This is a genomic window from Pseudomonas sp. 008 (genome assembly GCF_016861935.1).
Lineage (GTDB): Bacteria > Pseudomonadota > Gammaproteobacteria > Pseudomonadales > Pseudomonadaceae > Aquipseudomonas.
Genome location: NZ_BOMA01000001.1, coordinates 253,061 through 271,525, shown reverse-complemented (window position 1 = coordinate 271,525; position 18,465 = coordinate 253,061). Strand labels below are relative to the sequence as shown.

General features: G+C 53.8%; 17 protein-coding genes and 1 pseudogene. 11 read left to right on the top strand and 7 right to left on the bottom strand.

The window, feature by feature from the left end; genetic code table 11:
* Window positions 1-210: 210 nt before the first annotated feature.
* Window positions 211-1,659, top strand: a complete 1,449-nt coding sequence (locus JUI81_RS01155) for a phospholipase effector Tle1 domain-containing protein (protein WP_204123454.1) — start codon at window positions 211-213, stop codon at window positions 1,657-1,659.
* 204 nt (window positions 1,660-1,863) lie between these two features.
* Here the strand turns inward: JUI81_RS01155 and catA are convergent, their stop codons facing one another.
* From catA to salA, 4 genes are all read right to left on the bottom strand, one after another.
* A complete protein-coding gene (gene catA, locus JUI81_RS01150; RefSeq protein ID WP_204123453.1) occupies window positions 1,864-2,799 on the bottom strand; it encodes a catechol 1,2-dioxygenase in 936 nt (311 codons plus the stop codon).
* A 94-nt stretch (window positions 2,800-2,893) separates the two neighbouring features.
* Window positions 2,894-4,015: a muconate cycloisomerase family protein gene (locus JUI81_RS01145; protein ID WP_204123829.1), complete on the bottom strand. Its 1,122-nt coding sequence runs from the start codon at window positions 4,013-4,015 to the stop codon at window positions 2,894-2,896.
* Between the two features lie 64 nt (window positions 4,016-4,079).
* Entirely contained in the window at window positions 4,080-5,450 is a 1,371-nt protein-coding gene (locus JUI81_RS01140; protein WP_204123452.1) for an aromatic acid/H+ symport family MFS transporter, read from the bottom strand.
* A gap of 70 nt (window positions 5,451-5,520) precedes the next feature.
* Entirely contained in the window at window positions 5,521-6,822 is a 1,302-nt protein-coding gene (salA, locus tag JUI81_RS01135; protein ID WP_204123451.1) for a salicylate 1-monooxygenase, read from the bottom strand.
* A 148-nt stretch (window positions 6,823-6,970) separates the two neighbouring features.
* On the opposite strand from salA, the gene JUI81_RS01130 reads away from it, so the two are divergent.
* A complete protein-coding gene (locus JUI81_RS01130) occupies window positions 6,971-7,876 on the top strand; it encodes a LysR family transcriptional regulator (RefSeq protein ID WP_204123450.1) in 906 nt (301 codons plus the stop codon).
* A gap of 10 nt (window positions 7,877-7,886) precedes the next feature.
* On the opposite strand, the gene JUI81_RS01125 is transcribed toward JUI81_RS01130, so the two are convergent.
* Window positions 7,887-8,789: a LysR family transcriptional regulator gene (locus tag JUI81_RS01125; RefSeq protein ID WP_204123449.1), complete on the bottom strand. Its 903-nt coding sequence runs from the start codon at window positions 8,787-8,789 to the stop codon at window positions 7,887-7,889.
* Between the two features lie 139 nt (window positions 8,790-8,928).
* Here JUI81_RS01125 and JUI81_RS01120 point away from each other — a divergent pair, with 139 nt between their 5' ends.
* From JUI81_RS01120 to JUI81_RS32085, 8 genes and pseudogenes are all read left to right on the top strand, one after another.
* Window positions 8,929-9,822, top strand: a complete 894-nt coding sequence (locus JUI81_RS01120; RefSeq protein WP_204123448.1) for an NAD(P)-dependent oxidoreductase — start codon at window positions 8,929-8,931, stop codon at window positions 9,820-9,822.
* Between the two features lie 5 nt (window positions 9,823-9,827).
* A complete protein-coding gene (locus JUI81_RS01115; RefSeq protein ID WP_204123447.1) occupies window positions 9,828-10,142 on the top strand; it encodes an NIPSNAP family protein in 315 nt (104 codons plus the stop codon).
* Window positions 10,143-10,157: 15 nt separating this feature from the next.
* Window positions 10,158-11,129, top strand: coding sequence for a VOC family protein (locus JUI81_RS01110; RefSeq protein WP_204123446.1), 972 nt, complete (start codon window positions 10,158-10,160; stop codon window positions 11,127-11,129).
* Window positions 11,122-11,499: a YciI family protein gene (locus JUI81_RS01105; protein ID WP_204123445.1), complete on the top strand. Its 378-nt coding sequence runs from the start codon at window positions 11,122-11,124 to the stop codon at window positions 11,497-11,499. The genes JUI81_RS01110 and JUI81_RS01105 overlap by 8 nt, the downstream gene beginning before the upstream one ends.
* 10 nt (window positions 11,500-11,509) lie before the next feature.
* Window positions 11,510-12,463, top strand: a complete 954-nt coding sequence (locus JUI81_RS01100; RefSeq protein WP_204123444.1) for a fumarylacetoacetate hydrolase family protein — start codon at window positions 11,510-11,512, stop codon at window positions 12,461-12,463.
* 153 nt (window positions 12,464-12,616) lie between these two features.
* Window positions 12,617-13,567, top strand: a complete 951-nt coding sequence (locus JUI81_RS01095) for a transporter (protein WP_204123443.1) — start codon at window positions 12,617-12,619, stop codon at window positions 13,565-13,567.
* A gap of 268 nt (window positions 13,568-13,835) precedes the next feature.
* Window positions 13,836-14,657 (top strand): annotated as a pseudogene (locus JUI81_RS32090) (cache domain-containing protein); the annotation flags it as partial.
* A gap of 36 nt (window positions 14,658-14,693) precedes the next feature.
* Entirely contained in the window at window positions 14,694-15,515 is an 822-nt protein-coding gene (locus tag JUI81_RS32085; RefSeq protein WP_374707254.1) for a methyl-accepting chemotaxis protein, read from the top strand.
* Between the two features lie 260 nt (window positions 15,516-15,775).
* On the opposite strand, the gene JUI81_RS01085 is transcribed toward JUI81_RS32085, so the two are convergent.
* Window positions 15,776-16,672, bottom strand: a complete 897-nt coding sequence (locus tag JUI81_RS01085) for a LysR family transcriptional regulator (RefSeq protein WP_204123441.1) — start codon at window positions 16,670-16,672, stop codon at window positions 15,776-15,778.
* Window positions 16,673-17,289: 617 nt separating this feature from the next.
* Here JUI81_RS01085 and wrbA point away from each other — a divergent pair.
* Window positions 17,290-17,892, top strand: coding sequence for an NAD(P)H:quinone oxidoreductase (gene wrbA / locus JUI81_RS01080; protein WP_204123440.1), 603 nt, complete (start codon window positions 17,290-17,292; stop codon window positions 17,890-17,892).
* Between the two features lie 240 nt (window positions 17,893-18,132).
* Here wrbA and JUI81_RS01075 read toward each other — a convergent pair whose 3' ends face one another.
* The gene (locus JUI81_RS01075) at window positions 18,133-18,324 is read right to left on the bottom strand and encodes an MbcA/ParS/Xre antitoxin family protein (RefSeq protein WP_204123439.1); all 192 of its coding nucleotides are present in this window, start codon (window positions 18,322-18,324) and stop codon (window positions 18,133-18,135) included.
* Between the last annotated feature and the right edge of the window lie 141 nt (window positions 18,325-18,465).

Genomic DNA, 18,465 nt, shown 5'->3' with positions numbered 1-18,465 from the left:
GCAGCGGTTCCCCGATTTCGCCCGTCCGCCACTAGCGTTGCGCAACTGACGCGTGTGTCCCGGAAAGGTTTCCCGATCGGGTCGACAGTTGAGTGTGTCAGGTCACCATCTCGAGGCTGGCAATCGATCAAGGAACGACTGACACCGCCGATATAGAGTCATCAAGACTTCGGCACAGGTGATCGATGTCCGCTAACGGGAAACGTTTGAGTGAGTAAGCTACCAGGAACCTACGCGGTCCTTCTTTTCTGCCTGATGTTATCAGGGTGCTCCAGTTTATTTTCCGGCAGTCGTGAAGTGCCGATTTCCGAAGAGCAGAAAACCAAGCTTCATAACCTCGGGGGAATGTCCTCTGTCATAGTGCCGAGAGTCAACGATGGCAAGCCGGGTGTGTATACCCTGGTCGTGGCGTTTGATGGCACCAACAACGACCTCTTCAATACGCCTGAGTCGGAAAACGCCACGGTGGTGGGGAGGCTATATCAGGACGTCATCGATGAAGTTCACAAGGGGAGTGAAAAGGCATCTATCCCTGTGGATGCATTGTCGGCCAGTTACTATCCAGGCCCGGGCTGTCCTTCATGGGTGGCTTGCCCCTTTGATTCGGCAATTGGCTGGAGTACCCGGTTAACAGCACGTCGCGCCGTGACCGATGTAGAGAAAAAAGTTGCGAATCTGGATTCCGGGATCGGCGAGATCCGTGTTGTTGTGATCGGCTTCAGTCGGGGGGCGGCGACGTCTCGATATTTCCTTAATCTGTTGGCCAGTAAGCCGTTGGTTAACGTGTGGGGTGAGCCACTCAAAATACGTTCCTACGCGTTGCTGTTCGATACGGTGGCTACCGGTATGGCGAATTACCTCGATCTGGCGTTGCCAACGAATCTGGAGTTTGCCTACCACTTTGTGGCTCAGAACGAAACGCGCAAGTTTTTTGGGCTGGTGGTCGATGCCGATGAGGGGTACGAAAATAATCCTCTGGCGGAACTATTCTACTTTCCGAAGCGAATTGTGACGATTGAAGTACCGGGAGCGCATTCGGACTTGGGCGACTCGTACAAAAAAGGTGCCGGAATGGCGGTCACGCAGTTCGCCCGAATGACAATGGCAAGGATGGGGTTGAGGCCAAACTTGAAAGACTACGATTGTGCCTTGCCTGAAAACGGTGAGCAGCCAGGCTGTCGTGTGCTGGATGAAGGGCTCCATGACTCACGGGGTACGATTGATCTCTTGCTGGGCGTGCCATCGCCTTATGGTTGCTTCAATTCCCGTGAAAAAACGGTGAGGCCTAGTCAGATGAAACTCGACGATGCCATGAATCTCACACTCCGGCGCTATGACGGCATTCGGAATTACCCGATGGATAATGGAAATCTCCTACGGTTTCAATGGCTGGAAAACTATCGCTTCACCAGTCTGGGTGGCCCCCATCCGGTTCTATATCCACGAATCAGTAACATCGGCTTCAATGCTGTGGTCGTGCCGGTGGGAGACCGATTAAAAGTGGTGCTCAGAGGCGCGAACAACGATCAGGTGTACACCGTGCCTGAGCGTGTGTTGCAGCGGGTGCGTGAAACATCCGGGCGTTCTCAGCTTGAATTGAATCTGATCAAAGGACAGCCACGCTGGATCGTCAATGGCTGCATGCCGGACGAGGACTGAATCTGCAGGGCGATCAACCCGACATGAAGTGCGTCGATGATTGGCGCTGCTTTTTCGTGTGGTATTCGCCGTCGGACATCCGACATCAGCAATGCATCGTCCTCTAACAACAAAGCCCCGTCATACGAAGGGGCCTTGTAAGGTTCTACTCGCTACGCTGACACCTGTAGCACTCAGCGCTCGGTCATGCTGAGCGCTGATGCGTCATTGGCCAACACGTGGGCGTTGACTGCGATTTTCGGCTTCCGGGCTCGCTGCGGGCTGCAGCACAAAGTCAAATTCGAGTTCGGCAAACTCTCTGCCATCCAGTCCATTCGCTTTGGACGCTTCAACATCGTTGACCAACTTCGCCTCGCCCACCAACCCGTTACGGGTAGCGTAGGCGAAGTCGTCCCAGAGGTACTTGTCACCGGCGAGGTTGATCTGGGTGGTTAAGTGACGATGGTCCGGTGCTGAGACAAACACATGGATATGGGCAGGGCGTTGGCCATGGCGTCCGAGCGCGCTCAAGCATTCTTGAGTCGGCCCTTGCGGATTCACGCCGTAGCCGCTTGGAATGATGCTGCGTGCACGGTATCGACCTTCTGCGTCCGTTTTAATGCGGCGACGCAAGTTGAAGGGCGTTTGGCTCTCGTCGAAGTAGGAGTAGGTACCATTGGTATTGGCTTGCCAGAGATCGACGATTGCACCGGGTACAGGCTTGCCATCGGTGTTGTAAATTGTTCCTTCGATAAACAGCGGCGTCGCCAGGTGGTCTTCGCTGCCGTCGTCCATACGCGCGTAGCCGTCGCTCAGCGGAGAGTTGGCCACGTACAGAGGACCCTCGATGGTCCTTGGGGTACCGCCGGTCAGCCCCACTTGTTCATCTTTGGCATCCTGCAGCAAGTCCATGAAGTGCTCCAGACTCAGCCCCGGAAGCAGCAGGCCGAACTCGGATTGCGCGCCAACCTTGTTCAGACGATCCACCGCCAGCCAGAACTCGTCTTCGGTTACTTCCAGCTCTTCGATGAACTTGTACACGTCGGTAATAAGGCGAAACATCAGCTGCTTCAGACGCGGGCTGCCTTGATCATTGTTGAAGCCAGCGGCTTCTTTGAGCAGTGCCTGTACTTCGGGGGTATGGCTGATTTTTAAGGTCATTTTTAGGTTCCTCATTTTTTGTTGTTGTGGCGACTGAGCGTTAGAGCAGGGCGTTCAGTCGCTGATGACGAGCACGGTGAACGGAACACCAGGGCTACTTGCGGCGGAAAAATGCCAAGCGGTCTTCGTCGAGGCTCAGGCCCAAGCCAGGGGTATTGGGTACGTGCAATTCGAAATTGCGGTACACCGGTGGCTCGTTGACAATCTCTTCGGTGAGCAGCAGCGGCCCGAATAGCTCTGTGCCCCAGCTGAGACTCTTGAGCGTGAGGAACGCGTGGGCCGAGGCTAGCGTGCCGATGCTTCCTTCGAGCATGGTCGCGCCGTACAAGGAGATACCCGCGGCTTCTGCGATCTGTGCGGTGCGTAAGACTGCACGCGGGCCACCGTTCTTGGCGATTTTGAGAGCAAATACACTCGCAGCACCGTCGGCTGCCAGACTGAAGGCGTCCTCGACTGATTCGATGGACTCATCGGCCATGATTGGAGCTGGGCTACGTTGGTTGAGGCGCACTTGACCTGCACGGTTGATTCGAGAAATGGGCTGCTCGATCAGGTCGATACCGTTTTTGCCCAGTACCTGGCATCCACGAATCGCTTGTGACTCATCCCAGTGCTGGTTGACGTCGACACGAACGCTGGCGCGATCGCACAGCGCCCGTTTGATGGCAATGACGTGTTTGAGATCTTCGTCCAGCGAATTGGCGCCGATCTTCACTTTGAAGATACGGTGGCGACGGAAATCAAGCAGCTGTTCGGCCTCAGCAATGTCGCGAGCGGTGTCGCCGCTTGCCAGTACCCAGCCGACTTCCAGCGTATCGCGTACACGGCCCCCCAGCAGTTCGCTGACGGGCAGCCCCAGACGTTTACCTTGGGCATCGAGCAATGCACTTTCGAGCCCGGATTTAGCGAAAGTATTGCCTTTGGCAATCCTGTCCAACTTTTGCATGGCTGCATTGATGTTGTCTGCGGCCATACCGATCAATGCTGGAGCCAGGTGCTTGTCGATATTGATCTTGATACTTTCTGGACTTTCGTAGGCATACGAGAGCCCCCCAACAGTGGTTGACTCTCCGATGCCTTCGATGCCGTCGCAGCAGCGCAGGCGAATGATCACCAGCGTCTGCTGCGAAATGGTGTGCATCGCCAGCTTGTGCGGGCGGATGGTCGGCAGGTCGACGAGGATCGTCTCTATGCTTTCGATGATTGCAGTTGTCATACCGGCTTCCAAATGCAGGTTTTTAATTTACACGCACCGCCAGGCGTCGCAGCGGATCAGCCTGCTATACGTCTGAAGAAGGAGATGTCGACGGAAGAGTATTTATGCCCTGCGGATCAAGGCCCGTGTGCAGACCGCGTTTGACCCGAAATATGAACACACCAATTGCGGAGGCACCAATAAGTCCCGGGATTGCAAAAGCCAAGAAGGAAACCTCCATCGGCAGTTCTGCACCATGGATAGCGGCTCCGAGCATCGGACCAATGATCGCACCGATACGACCGATGCCCATTGCCCAGCCCAGCCCCGTGGAACGAATGTGCGCAGGGTAGTACTGCACCGCAAATGCATTGGCCAGAATTTGAGCGCCGAATGTGCCGCCACCGGCGACGGCGATCAATGCATACAGCACCGGTAGCGGGGCCTTTACCGCCATGAGGCTCAGGACCAGGCTACTGAGAATCAGAAAACACAACAGCACCCGTCCGAGTCCAAGCCGGTCTGCCAGCCAGCCTCCGAAAAGCGAGCCGAAAATGGCGCCGAAATTGAGTACCAACAGAAAACCGATACTCGAGTTGATCCCATAGCCAGCAGTGCTCATCAGCTTCGGAAGCCATGCACTGATGCCGTATATCATCAGCAGACTGCAGCAGAACGCAAGCCAGAGCAGCAGCGTGTTGGTCAGCCTGCCATCCTGAAATATCTGCACGATTGAGACTTTCGGTGCTTGACCTGCTTCAAGATGAAACGTGTCATCCGCTTGCGGGGCATAACCTGGTTCTGCTCTTTGCAGCAGCTGTTGGGCTGAACTGACCTGCCCCTTGCGCAGTAGGAAGTTAATTGATTCCGGCAATTGCCTGACCAGCAGTGGCAACACAAACAAAGGCACTGCGGCCACAAAAAAAACCGATGACCAGCCCCATGTTGGAATTAAAAGCATGCCGAGTGCGGCGGAGATCATTCCTCCGACAGCATAGCCAGCAAAAATAATAGAGATCAGCCTGCTACGCAGCCTATTCGGTGAGTACTCATTCATCAGTGCGATAACGTTGGGCATAACCCCGCCGATACCGATACCGGCAATGAAACGGCACAGCGCGAACTCCTCAGGGGTACGGGCAAAACCGTTGATAACCGTTACGCCGCTGAACAGGACAACGCAAGTGGTGATGGCTTTGCGTCGGCCGATCCGATCAGACAGCGAGCCGAAGGTCAGTGCTCCGACCATCATGCCAAGCAGTGCGCAGCTTCCGAGCAGACCTGCCTGTAAGGCGCTTAAACCCCAATCTTTCATCAAGGAAGGCAGCACGACACCGTAGATGACCAGGTCGTACCCGTCGAAGATGATGATGAGTGCGCTCCAGAGCAGAAGGCTGGTGTGGAATGAATTGAGTTTTGCCCCGTTTAGCAGGGCGGCTACATCGATAGTTCGCATGGCATGGCTCTTTTTATGGTTTTTATTGAGCCGGGACGCTGCGTTGGCGCGTCCCGGGGAACGCCAGGTTTTAGGCTATGGCTGACTGAGGCTCCCAGCCCAGACGCGCGCGCGCCTCGGCCACATCGGATGCCGGGTCATGGTTCCACAACCAGTTGAAGCGGGTTTCCAGTTTGACGGCCAGGATTTGCTCGTTATCACCAGCTTCAGGGTCACGCATCTCGAACAGCTCACCGGTTTCCCACGAGGTGCGTTGAACTTTGCAAGCACGCGGACGGCGCAATTCGTCGTAGGTTGCAAGTACAGCAGGGAGGTTGTCGGCGGTCAGGCGTGGATCACCCAGCATGCGCGCCAGGAAGTAGGCATCTTCCAGCCCTTGACCCGCTCCAGCGCCTTGGTGTGGCAACATGGCATGGGCCGCATCACCAATCAGTACCACGCGGTTATGCACGTAGCCTGGCAGCTCAGCGATGTCATGCAGCGCCCAGTAAGTCGGTTCGGGAATGCACTCGAGCAGCGTACGTGGCGCCTCGCCCCAGTCGGCGAAATCTTTCAGCATGTCGGCTTGTGTGGTCTTGCGAACCCATGGCGCATCAGCGGGCCATTGCGGCGTATCTGTCGAACGGTCAGTAAGGAAAGCCACCATATTGATGACACGACCCTGTTTGACCGGGAATGTCAGGATATGACCGTCTTTGACCAGGTACATCTGCGGTACGTCCACCAGATGGGTATTGAGACCTTTGGCCAGGAAGGCCGCGCGCAGCGTATCGCTGTCGATCATGCCTCGATAGGCACAGGTGCCGGTGAAGCGTGGTTCAGCGGGCGGCGCGTCGATGCCTTCCATAACGTGCGCACGCAGTGCCGATTTGATACCGTCCGCGGCGATCAACAGGTCGCAGACGAAGTCAGTGCCGTCGGCGAAAAAGACGCGAGCTTCTGTGCCGTTCTGCTCAACGCCGACCGCGCGTTTGTTGAACTGAGCAGTGCCTTCAGGAAGATGAGTAGTGAGGACATCGAGAAAGTCGGCACGGTGTACAGTCGATTGGCCCATTCCAGGCATGACCGTGGTGGCCAGATACTTGGCTTCGCCATCGCCGCGGCGCCATTCAAACCAGACTTCCTCCCAAGGCGCAGGAGTACGATCGTCGACTTTGCGGTAATCCTCACCGATACCCAGGCCATCCAGGGCTCGCACTGCGTTTGCACCAAAGGCAATGCCGGCACCCACTTCACCGAAAGCTGGAGCAGCCTCGAACAGTGTGACTTCGACGTCGCTGTTGCGGCAGAGATCAAGGGCAAGGCCGACGCCGGAGATGCCGCCGCCAACGATAGCGATACGCAGGTTTTTTTTAGAGCTGTTGTTATTCATTTGGATACCCATGAGTGTGTTTCTTGTTGTGCGACCATCATGGGTATTGGAGTGACATTGATAAATGCATAGGTCCGTATAAGATCTATTACAGATGTGAATATTACTTTTCGGGCGCGCTCAAGGGGCGATGCTAAAGCGGTGGATCATGGAACTACACGATCTGGATCTGAACCTTTTGGTGGTCTTTAATCAGCTCATGCTGGATCGTCGTGTATCCACTACGGCAGAAAACCTGGGGCTCACCCAGCCAGCCGTCAGCAACGCGCTCAAGCGGTTACGAGCAGTGCTGGGCGATGATCTGTTTGTGCGCACGTATCACGGCATGCAGCCGACACCGTTTGCTGAACAACTGGCCGAACCTGTGCTGCAGGCCATGGATACGCTGCGCGATGCCTTGAGTAGGGCCAACGCCTTTGACCCATCGAGCAGTACCCGGACGTTCAAGGTGTCTATGACTGACATTGGGGAGATCCACCTGATACCCAGGCTAATGGATGCTTTTGCACGCCTCGCGCCTGGATGTGCGATCAGCACCGTGCGCAACAATGTGATCAGTCTCAACGAGGAGCTGCAGAACGGTACCGTGGACCTTGCTGTGGGCCTGATTCCGCAGTTGCAAGCGGGTTTTTTTCAGCGCCGATTGCTGCGTCAACACTATGTTTGTCTGTGCCGCAAAGGACACCCGGCCACTCAGGAACCTCTCACCCTGGAGCGGTTTTGTGAGTATGGGCATGTGCGAGTTGTTGCTGCGAACACCGGTCATGGTGAAGCGGATGCGCTGATGACGCGGCTTGGCATTCGGCGCTCGATACGCCTGGAGGTCCCACATTTTGCGGCGATCGGACATATCCTTCAGCGCACTGACTTGCTCGCCACTGTACCGGAGCGCTTCGCCACCGCCAGCCAGGATCACTTCGGTTTGACGGCGCTACCTCACCCGGTGGCCATTCCAGAGTTCACCGTCAATATGCTGTGGCATGCCAGGTATCACCGAGACCCAGCCAGCCGCTGGCTGAGACAGCTGATGTTCGACCTGTTCTCAGAACCCTGACAGGGCTGGGTCAGGGTTCTAGCGACAGTCGTAGTGCGCTCGCCACCATGTCACGAAACCACTTGTTTTGGGGATCGCGATGAAAGCGGTCATGCCAGTAAAGGGCTACATCGAACTCGGGTAGGGCAAGCGGTACGGGCTTCATTATGAGCGGGAAGAATCGCGCCATTGTCTTGCCCAGGACACTGGGTACGACCCACAGCATGTCAGACTCAATGAGCAGGTGAGGGGCGGAGAGGTACTGAGGGATGCGAACGCCAATATTGTGACGTGCACCTGCTTCGACCAGGGCACGCTCAAGCGCCACGTGGCCGGTGCCCCCTGTTTCCACCAGCAGGTGCTGCTGCGAAAGAAAGCGCTCCAGCGTGAGTTCGGCATCCTCCAGCGGGTGGCCTACGCGCAGAGCACAGACGTAGTGTTGAGAGGACACGATCGTTCGATGAATGTCCGTCTTCAACGTCGGCAGGTAACCAATCGCCAAGTCAATGCGCCCCGTTGAGAGTCCGTTCAAGGTGTCATCGACGGTGCCAGCCACGGTGTACACGCGGCTCATGGGCGCCTGGGCGCGCAGCTCTTTCAGAATCGTTGGCAGGCAGACGGCTTCGCCAATATCGCGTGTACGCACCGTAAAGGTCTTGCGGCAGTGCTGCGGATCAAAATCGAGTGCCCGGCTTTGCGCCTCACGCACCAATTCCAGCGCCTCAAGCAGCGTTGGCGCGATCTGTATTGCGAACGGAGTAGGTTCCATGCGCCGGCCCACAACTGTGAATAACCTGTCGCCATATTCCTGGCGCATACGCTTGAGCGATCCGCTGACTGCACCCTGGGTAACCCCCAGATTCTCTGCTGCAATTGAAACTGAGTGGTCACGCCAAAGCGCTTCGAACGTAAACAGTAGGTTCAGATCCTTCATCGCAGCGCCTCGTATCACTGTAATTACTACTTATAAACAACTCAGGCTATTTGTTCTCGGCATCGGCCGCGCCTAAGTTAGCAGCCGATGACGCCCTGTGGTGTACATAAAAAAAATAACAATGTGAGAGTAGAAAATAATGAGCTCTATCACTATTGGCATGGTGGGACTCGGCCAACTCGGCCTTCCCATCGCAACCAACCTGCTCAAAGCCGGTTTTCGAGTGGTTGGTTATCGTCGCCGCGACCGTGAGGCCTTTACTCAACTTGGTGGCATCGCTGTATCAAGCCCAGCAGAGGTCGCCGCTGAGGCGGACTTCATCCTCCTGTGCTTGCCCGGCGAAGCCGCTGAGCTGGAGGTCATGGATGGGCCAAACGGCTTGTTCAATGCGCTGCGTCCGGAACACACACTGATCGAAATGGGCACGTACAAGCGTGCCTTCAAAGAACAGTTGGCTAAGCGTATCGAAAGCAAGGGAGCTGAGATCCTGGAGGCAGAGATCAGCGGTTCTCCCCCCATGGTCCTTGCGCGCAAAGCATCGATATTCCTCGGCGGCGATGAGCAGCTCATCGAGCACTGCCAGCCGGTGCTCAGCGCCATTGCAGACATTCAATTCCGTATTGGCGAGTTCGGCAGCGCAGTGGCGATGAAACTAATCGCCAACTACCTGTTGACCATCCACACGCTGGCTGCCGCTGAGGCTTTGAATCTGGGTGTACGAGCCGGCTTCAGTGCTGACAAAGTTGTCGAAGTGATCCGCCAGAGTGCGGGGGGGTCGACGATGTTCTCGATTCGAGCGCCAATGATGGCCAGCCGTACCTTCAAGCCAGCACCCGGTGCACTGGTGACGCTGGAAAAATACCTGCAGATGGCCGGCGAACTGTCTGATGACCTGGGCTGCGCATCGCCGCTGTTCAGCGTCGCCGAATCTTATTTCCTTCGTGCGCTAGATATGGGCATGGGTGAAGAAGATATCTCCGCCGTGATCAGGTTGATCGAATCCGATTCCAGCGTACTCCCCCAAGAAGAGTGAGCGACATGTTAATTGAACAACGCACTTACCAGCTCAAGCCTGGTGCCTTGCATGAATTTCTCCGTGTTTATGAAGAAGACGGTCTGAAGCTGCAAAGCGCAGCACTGGGAAACCTCATTGCCTATTTCAAACCTGAAACGGGCGACATCAATCGGGTCATCCACATCTGGGGCTTCGCCAGCTATGAAGACCGGGCGCAACGTCGCGCCGCGCTTTCGAGCAATCTGAAATGGCGCGAATTTCTCGCCAAAGCAGGGCATTTGGTCGTAACGCAGCACGTTGAGCTGCTGACAGGCGCCTCGTTTTCGCCAATCCAATAATAAGGAGATACCGTCATGATCCGTTTTCTTCACCATGTGGGGCTGTCTGTTCCGGACCTGGAAGTGGGGCGCGCATTTTACGAGGCGTTCGGTCTCGAAGCGCGCGTCTCGGGCGAGCATCTGGCCTTCCGCTGTAAAGGGCGAGCTCAAGATCAAGTTCGTCTGATGCCAGGCAACCCAAAGCGTCTGAGCTATGTGGCCTACGGTACTGACGCGGCGGGGTTGGAGCAGGTTCGCAGCAATCTCCAGAAGCACAATGTTCAACTGGAAGCAGCGCCTTTCGAAATCGATACCAAAGGGCTGTGGTTCCGTGATCCAAGCAACGATTGGGTTCATGTCTGTGAGGCTGTTGAACAGCCGTCCGCGCCTACCTCAATCCCTGAGATCAATACCCCTGGACGCTACCGTCGTATTGGTAAACGCGCGTGTGATCTCACCTCTTCGTCACGCACTGCTACGCCGCTGCGCCTGGGGCACCTGATCAAGTTCGATCTGGACGTCGACAAGTCCGTCCAGTTCTACACCGAAGTGCTTGGTATGAAAGTGTCTGACCAAGCTGACGGCATTCTTGCGTTTCTGCGTTTTGGTTGCGGTGGCGATCATCACGCACTGGGCTTGGCCAAAAGCTCTCACACTGGCTTGCATCACTTGAGTTTCGAAGTGATGGACATCGACGAAATTGAACTCGGTGCCCAGAACCTGATTGCCAAGGGGTATACCGACGCCTATGGCCTCGGCCGGCATGTGGGTGGTTCCAATTATTTCCACTACATCCGCGATCCTTGGAACAGCCTGGTGGAGTATTTCTGGGACATCGACCTGATTCCGGAAGACAGCGACTGGGTCCCTTTGAGCGTGTCCGGACCTCATGAACTGCAATCGGTTTGGGCGGTGAGTCCTGCCTCGGAGAGTTTTGCCCAGAACTTCGAGGTTCCAAACGCAGAGGCTCCTTCGGAAGCCCTCACTGAGGCGCTTGCAAATGGCTGATCTGACCGCAGAGCAGGCTTTGCTGGCCGGAATGCTGAACAAGCCTTTGTTTGTAGCTTTTCGCACCCCGCAAGATCTCACTCGCATGTCGGAGTTGCTCGGGGCCCACTTACAGTGGGCCATCGCTGCCCAGAATCGTGGGGAGCTCTTCGCTTCCGGACCTTTTGTATCAGACCAGCACGCTCCCGGTCAGGCTGGAGGGATGAGCATCCTTCGAGCAGCTGACTTGGCCGAGGCCGAGCGCCTGGTCCGCACTGATCCTTTCATCGCCAATGGGGTGTTCGGCGTCGAAGTGCGCAAATGGATGCTCATGGAAGGGGGGCTTACGGTGCACGTGACCTTCTCCGATAAACGCGCTTCGCTTCTTTGATGGTGGCTTTATGAAATACCAATTGTTCGCATACCAGTCCGACACCGCCACGCCTTTAACGGGTTTGTTGGTAGGTGATCAGGCTTATGACCTGAGTCGAGCGGCAAACGCTGTATTTCTTGATCTGCCAGCACTCACCATCGACGGCTTGCTGGAAGATTGGAAGCGCTCCAACGAACAACTTCAGATATTGGCTAATGAGATCGCAGATCATCCGATCAACTTCAAGGCTCAACTGCTAGATTTAGGGGCCCTGGAGTTCGCATCGCCCTTGCAGCACCCGGGTACCATCTATGCGGCCGGGGCTAACTACAGGGACCATGTTGAAGCTATGGCCCGTGCCTTCAATATGAATCTTTCTCTGGACCCGCGCAGTGATGGCATCGCCCCTTGGCATTTCATCAAGGCCGGCCGGGGTAGTCTTGTTGGGCACAAACAGATTGTAGGGATACCTGAAGGGACTAAAAAGCTCGATTGGGAAGCCGAGCTGGCAGTGGTGATTGGCCACCGAGCTTATCGGGTTAGTGCTGACAAAGCCCTGGATTACATAGCGGGTTACACCTGTGCCAACGATCTGTCCGCCCGGGACAGTTTGGTGCGCGACAAAGTGGATGCTAGTTCGCCGTTTCGTTTTGACTGGATCGGTCACAAAATTTTCAACGGAGCGTGTCCATTGGGGCCTTTCCTGACACCGGCCCAGTTTGTCGATGATCCGGAAAACCTCGACATCAAGCTGTGGCGTAACGGTCAATTAGAACAAGACTCCAACACCTCCAATCATCTGTACGGCATAGCGGATCAGATCGAGTACCTGACTCAGCGTATCGAATTGTTCCCAGGAGATGTTTTGTTGACTGGAACTCCCGCTGGCGTAGGCATGGAGAAGGGCGTGTTCCTCGTCCGAGGCGACGTGTTGAAAGTTTGGATTGATGGGCTCGGAGAACTAGAGACCATCATCGCGTAATGTAGTTCTGGAACTTCCGGTCAATCACAGGTCGGTAGATTCTATCCCATACCCGTAACACTCCAAGAACTGGAGATGGGCCTCGCTTTGCTCAAATAATGGCAAAGTTAAAGTGAAACATGCACTAAAAATAAAAAGAAGGTATGTGAGCAGATGAACGTTAAAAGCCGTAGTCACTACGTTGGCACCAAATGCATAGTTGCGACTATTTGCGCTGGCGCTCTACTTCCGATTTCATTGGCTCAGGCAACTGAGGGCGGTGGTAGTGGCTATCCAGTTGGTGTAAATACGGTGTTGTCCGGAAAGATGCCTCCACCAGGGCTGACCGCTTTCCTGTACTTGAGTGACTATAAAGCTGGGGAGACTAAAGATAGCAGTGGTCATAATAAGGCGAATATACATAATTTTGATCTTGACGTTCATGCGATGTCAGTTCGTGTGGATTATGTTTATTCGGATGTTACGTTATTTGGTGCAAAGGTAGAAAGTCGCTTCGCACTTCCGCTGATAGACGGCAAAGTCAGCTTTGATGTAGACACGCCACGTGGTCGTGTTCACAAGACTGATCGTCAGAGTGGTGTTGGTGACCTTACGCTTGTTCCTGTGATCCTTGGCTGGAGCACTCCGCGCTTTTCACAATTGGTCGGCGTAGACATCGTTGCTCCTACGGGTTCTTACGACGAAGATCGACTGCTTAACCCTGGTCGAAATACGTGGTCATATGGGCCTTGGTATGCGTTCACAGCGTATCCTTTTGAGAATTTGGAAGTCAGTTCAAAAATTATTTATCTAATGAATAAGAAGAATGACGCGACCAAATATCAATCGGGTGACGAAATCAACGCGGATTACAATATCGGATATAACGTAACCAAAGAGTTTCAGGTGGGCGTTAACGGGTACATTTATAAGCAGGTCACCGATGATGAGCAATTCGGGCAGACATACGGTGACGGTAACAAAGGTCAGGTGTTCGCGTTTGGTCCATCTATAAAGTACCAGACGCCGGCTTTTGGCATTGTTTTGAAGTGGCAACATGAGACGGAGGTGGAAAATAAATCCAAGGGCGATCGCTTCTGGTTCCAAACCGTATATCATTTCTGACTCTCTCAGCTAGAAAGTCTGAAGTCAAATGTCGGCATGTTTCTTGATAATGGTGTAAACATTTATATTGCCGAGTTTCGGCGATTTCAAGTTTAGACTGGTTTTGGGAAGCGTCCGCGTTGTGAGCGGTGCCTCAATGGTGAGGCTGCGTTCTAACCGTTCATGAATTGGTAGTGCAGTTCGAGCTTGCTTGGCTGGCGGTAGTAATTAATGTGTTACTTCCAGCCAAGCTTGCGAACCTAAACGCTTGGATCCATGGCGCCGCAAAATGAAACTATCTATCCGTACTAAATTTGTGTTGCTATGCATTGTACCGGTCTTGGTACTGGCATGTCTTATTGCTAGCGTAGCCGCTGTTTTACTGCAAAGCGCCACCGATGAGCAGGTTCGTGATACGCGCGAAATGCTGATCAATGGGCGCAAAGAAGAACTTAAGCAAACGCTAGAGATCGCAAAAAGCGCCATTGCTCAAATTTACTCCGCCTCAGGCAATAACGATATGGCCGCTCGTGATAAGGCCGTGGCAATACTGAAACAACTTCACTATGGGGCGGATGGTTATTTTTTTGGTTATGACGGAAATAGTGTCCGAATATTTTGGTCTGATAAAGACATTAAAATAGGAGAAAATTTTAAAGACTTCCGCGATGCTTCCGGGGTTTTGGTGATCAATGAGTTGGTGCGTGTCGCAAAAGACGGCACTCACTATCAGAATTATAACTTTGCTGCGCCTAACAGCGATAGAGTGATACTTAAGCTTGGTTATGCGGTGTACTTTGAAAAGTGGGACCTGATTGTAGGTTCTGCCGTTAATTATGACGATATCGAGCCGCAAGTCGCAGAAGTAACCCACAAAATGAAACTTCATGCTGAGAGGTTGATCAGTTTTATCCTGGCATTTGCTGTGGTTGCAGCGGTGTTGCTCTCATTTATCGTCAAATGGCTTGTTGTGCGGGTGATGTCACCGCTTCGCCAAATCAGGATTCAGTTGAGCGAAGTGGCTGAGGGTGATGGTGATCTTACGCGTCGATTGCCCGTTCTCGGAAAAGATGAACTTGCCCATTTGGCCATTTCTTTCAATCGATTTGTAGACCGAATCCACTCCTTGGTTCGGGACATTGCGGCTATGACCGGGCAGCTTAATGGTTTGGCCACTGATGTCGCCGCGCAAGCCAATCGCTCGGAAAAAGCCATGCACCTCCAACGCCAGGAAACCGATCAAGTGGCTGCGGCTATCAATCAATTGTCCGCCGCTGCACTTCAAGTTGCCCGCAGTGCTCAAGAGGCCGCCGTATCGGCGGGTCAAGCTGAAAGAGAAGGCCTCTCTGCAGGTGAAATCGTCGCAACTAGCGTTGAGAACATTTTCGCACTCGTAAGTGATCTCAAGGCCAGTGGAGCATCACTCGACCATTTGCAGGAGGATGTTCACTCGATCGTCGGTGTGCTGGTGGTCATTCGTTCGATTGCTGAGCAAACCAATTTGCTTGCGCTCAATGCTGCCATTGAAGCTGCGCGTGCTGGCGAAGCCGGCCGGGGCTTTGCAGTGGTGGCTGACGAGGTGCGCGCACTTGCCGGTCGCACGCAAACCAGCACTCAGGAAATTCAGGCAATGATCGAAAGGCTTAAACAGGGCACTGCCGATTCCGTCGACGCCATGAAGCAATCCAGTGATGCCGGTAGCAAAACGAGCGAGCAAGCTGCTCACGCTACTGAATCGTTGCGCGTTATTGCTACACAGATTGGCACCATCAATGCCATGAACACGCAAATTGCTAGCGCTGCGGATCAACAAACGATGGTCTCCGAAGAAGTGAATCGTAGCATTCATCAGATCGCGGTGGCGGTGGAAAGTGTTGCCCAGGAAATCCAGCATGGCGCTGCGACTGCACGTGATCTGGCGAAATTAAGTGAAAATCTGAATGCGGCAGTTAAACAGTTCCGGGTGTGAGTCGGTGCAGGCCAACACGGCGTGGACGACAGCCACTTGTCGACCACGCCGTGTTGGTTATCAGTTCAGCTAGGATTAATTCAGAGGGGAGGGGATCCGTTTTGATTTTGTTTGAACACGCGATCTCAAGGTTATTAAGCTAAACGCTCCAGCGTTTTGCTCGTGTTGCTGCTGATAGTTTTTTTGGTTACCACTCTCTCTTCTACGCAAACCAGCCAGCGGTACCCTTGGGATTCCCCTCGCGCGAACCTAGGCGAGTGTTACTCGAGAAGCTCTCCCTGTAGGTGGGCTATTGCCTCCTTAACAAATTTTCGAACGGCCACAGGAATTTGATTTCGGCTGGGATACACAATGAATAGATCATTGTTTTGCTGGTCGTAATCGGATAACACCTCAACGAGGAGGCCAGCTCTCAAACTTGCCCGCAGAATGGGCTCAGGTAAGAAACAGATACCCAGGCTGTTAATAGCTGCTTTCAATTGAGCCTGAGTAGTGTTTGCACTGAATCTTCCCGTAATCACGATTTTCGCCCCGCCGAGCGGGCCATCCAGATACCAAGTGGACTGACCTTGTGCGTGAGTCGGCAGAATGCAGGTATGTTGACTTAGCGCGTAGATATCTTTTGGAACGCCGTAGCTGTTCAGGTATTTTTGACTGGCTGCAAGAATCCGGCGACCTGTATTGATCTTGCGGGCCACCAGGCTTGAGTCAGGCATTACCCCCGCTCTAAACGCTAGATCCATGCCTTCACCAATGAGATCAACACGCTGATCACTCAAAGCAAAGTCCAGATGGATCTTTGGGTATCGAGAAAGAAAATCTGCGACAAATTCCATTTGGAAAATTTCGAAAAAATCTGATGGCGCCGCAATCCGTATCCTACCGGTTGGCTCTCCACTGCCGCTCGATAGCTGGCGACTGACCTCAGACAGTTCGTTGATCTGAGTAGCGCTTTGCCTATACAAGGACTTGCCCGCATCGGTAAGCGCCAGCTTTCGAGTCGATCGATGAAAGAGCCGAATTCCCATATGTTCTTCTAGCTGCTTTATACGTCTGCTTAAAGTGTTGGCAGGTACGCCTGAGCGGCGTGCTGCACCAGCAAAGCTACCGGCGTCTACGATCTGAATGAAGATCGCAATGTCGTTCAAGTCGAACATTGGATTAGGTCAGAATTGGATGAGTGAAATCCTATTGTAGCCGCCAACTATTGGAATGCCGACGCCTTATTCGAAGTTCACAGTACAGAACACTAAGCATGGGCCTCGCTACTATCGTTCGCCGTATGAACTCTACAGGTGTCGAGCCAGTGACCATGCCCTGCGGCTTTCAAAGCTAATCGATGCACCGAGCGCTTTATATGGGAGCATTGCATTGCGCCAGAACGATGCATGGTGCGCGAAGTATTGTTTTGTCTTGGATGCAGTGTATCAAATTGCACGTATTATGTATTAATAATAACAATACATATGTATTTATATATTAAATTTAATAAGCCTGCCGAAAGTCAAAAGCTATACTACTATGACAACGTTCGCCAGCATGCAGCAAGCACGATGTCCCAATGACCGGCCTCGAAACGTCACGTTCTATCATGGGGGGGAGCTGTATCGTTATGATGCATCGCTGGCTTTTCAATATCTGACGGAGCAGAAAAATCAATGGCTCCATCCGTCTGACGCTCCGGATGAATTTATATACGCTTGAAATTTAAATAGCTTCAACGAACACATAACGGGCAAAGATGCTCATCGATACCATGCTGGGAGAACAATAAATGACGAAAGTACTGGTTCTTTACTATTCGATGTACGGACATATTGAAACATTGGCTCAGGCCGTAGCCGAAGGCGCTAGCAAAGTTCCTGGTGTAGAAGTCACGATTAAGCGGGTCCCGGAAACCATGGACCCTGAAGCGTTCAAGGCGGCTTACGGCAAGACAGATCAACAAGCCGCCATTGCTTCACCTAATGAGCTTGGGGAATACGACGCAATCATCTTCGGCACTCCGACTCGCTTCGGTAACATGGCCGGACAAATGCGTACGTTCCTGGATCAGACGGGTGGGCTGTGGGCTAAAGGCGCGCTAGTCGGTAAGGCAGCCAGTGTTTTCACGTCCACAGGCACAGGTGGTGGCCAGGAGACGACGATCACCTCCACTTGGACGACACTGGCGCACCACGGGTTAGTCATAGTCCCCATCGGCTACGGTGACCCTGCGCTATTCGATATTTCTCAAGCGGGCGGCGGCACACCTTATGGTGCTTCAACCATCGCCGGTGGAGATGGTTCGCGTCAACCAGATGCGCGCGAATTGGGCATTGCTCGATATCAGGGCGAATACGTGGCGAAAATCGCCGCCAAACTCGCTGCGGGCTGATTGCTGATCAACCAAGCACGTCAGTGATCTCGCTGAAAACCGCCCCTTGAGTGGGGCGTTTTCATTCTTGCTGCGGCTACTCAAGGTGGCCAGGCCAACGTAAAGGTGACAAAGCCCTCGGTAGGCAGAGAATTACATCTTCGCCTGGCTTATAACTGATCGGATAAAGCTCTGCAGCTACCGACCACGACGGTTGCGCGGCTAGCGGGTATCAAGATTCCCGCCTATCAAGGGGGCCACCTACGAGGCGTACCCATGACTGATTCTTTCAAGCTCATCCTTGACCGACAGATACTCAGCCTCACTGTTGGCGAACGCCAACGGTGTAGCATTACCGAACGTGGCTTTCGGCTGATTCAGCCAAATTTTTGCTTTAGCTTTGTTGCCAAATACCTGCTCGGCTTGGCGTCGGATCAGCTCAACATAATTCATTTTCGGGTCTCGTTAGTCGCGCGGGCTAGCCGCTTGATCAAGTGGTAGCCCAGTTCTTGGGCTACCACTTCATTGAACGCGGCTGTAGCTGCGAATCAGCTTGGAATCTGCGCTGGGGCATGTCTATTGGCGTTGCGGCAG

Excerpts from the sequence above, each read along its gene's own strand:
- salA (WP_204123451.1), bottom strand. The coding sequence starts at position 6,822 with ATGAATAACAACAGCTCTAAAAAAAACCTGCGTATCGCTATCGTTGGC.
- JUI81_RS01075 (WP_204123439.1), bottom strand. The coding sequence starts at position 18,324 with ATGAATTATGTTGAGCTGATCCGACGCCAAGCCGAGCAGGTATTTGGC.
- JUI81_RS01105 (WP_204123445.1), top strand. The coding sequence starts at position 11,122 with ATGGCTGATCTGACCGCAGAGCAGGCTTTGCTGGCCGGAATGCTGAAC.
- JUI81_RS01125 (WP_204123449.1), bottom strand. The coding sequence starts at position 8,789 with ATGAAGGATCTGAACCTACTGTTTACGTTCGAAGCGCTTTGGCGTGAC.
- JUI81_RS01100 (WP_204123444.1), top strand. The coding sequence starts at position 11,510 with ATGAAATACCAATTGTTCGCATACCAGTCCGACACCGCCACGCCTTTA.
- catA (WP_204123453.1), bottom strand. The coding sequence starts at position 2,799 with ATGACCTTAAAAATCAGCCATACCCCCGAAGTACAGGCACTGCTCAAA.
- JUI81_RS01130 (WP_204123450.1), top strand. The coding sequence starts at position 6,971 with ATGGAACTACACGATCTGGATCTGAACCTTTTGGTGGTCTTTAATCAG.
- wrbA (WP_204123440.1), top strand. The coding sequence starts at position 17,290 with ATGACGAAAGTACTGGTTCTTTACTATTCGATGTACGGACATATTGAA.
- JUI81_RS01095 (WP_204123443.1), top strand. The coding sequence starts at position 12,617 with ATGAACGTTAAAAGCCGTAGTCACTACGTTGGCACCAAATGCATAGTT.
- JUI81_RS01115 (WP_204123447.1), top strand. The coding sequence starts at position 9,828 with ATGTTAATTGAACAACGCACTTACCAGCTCAAGCCTGGTGCCTTGCAT.
- JUI81_RS01120 (WP_204123448.1), top strand. The coding sequence starts at position 8,929 with ATGAGCTCTATCACTATTGGCATGGTGGGACTCGGCCAACTCGGCCTT.
- JUI81_RS32085 (WP_374707254.1), top strand. The coding sequence starts at position 14,694 with ATGACCGGGCAGCTTAATGGTTTGGCCACTGATGTCGCCGCGCAAGCC.
- JUI81_RS01145 (WP_204123829.1), bottom strand. The coding sequence starts at position 4,015 with ATGACAACTGCAATCATCGAAAGCATAGAGACGATCCTCGTCGACCTG.
- JUI81_RS01140 (WP_204123452.1), bottom strand. The coding sequence starts at position 5,450 with ATGCGAACTATCGATGTAGCCGCCCTGCTAAACGGGGCAAAACTCAAT.
- JUI81_RS01085 (WP_204123441.1), bottom strand. The coding sequence starts at position 16,672 with ATGTTCGACTTGAACGACATTGCGATCTTCATTCAGATCGTAGACGCC.
- JUI81_RS01110 (WP_204123446.1), top strand. The coding sequence starts at position 10,158 with ATGATCCGTTTTCTTCACCATGTGGGGCTGTCTGTTCCGGACCTGGAA.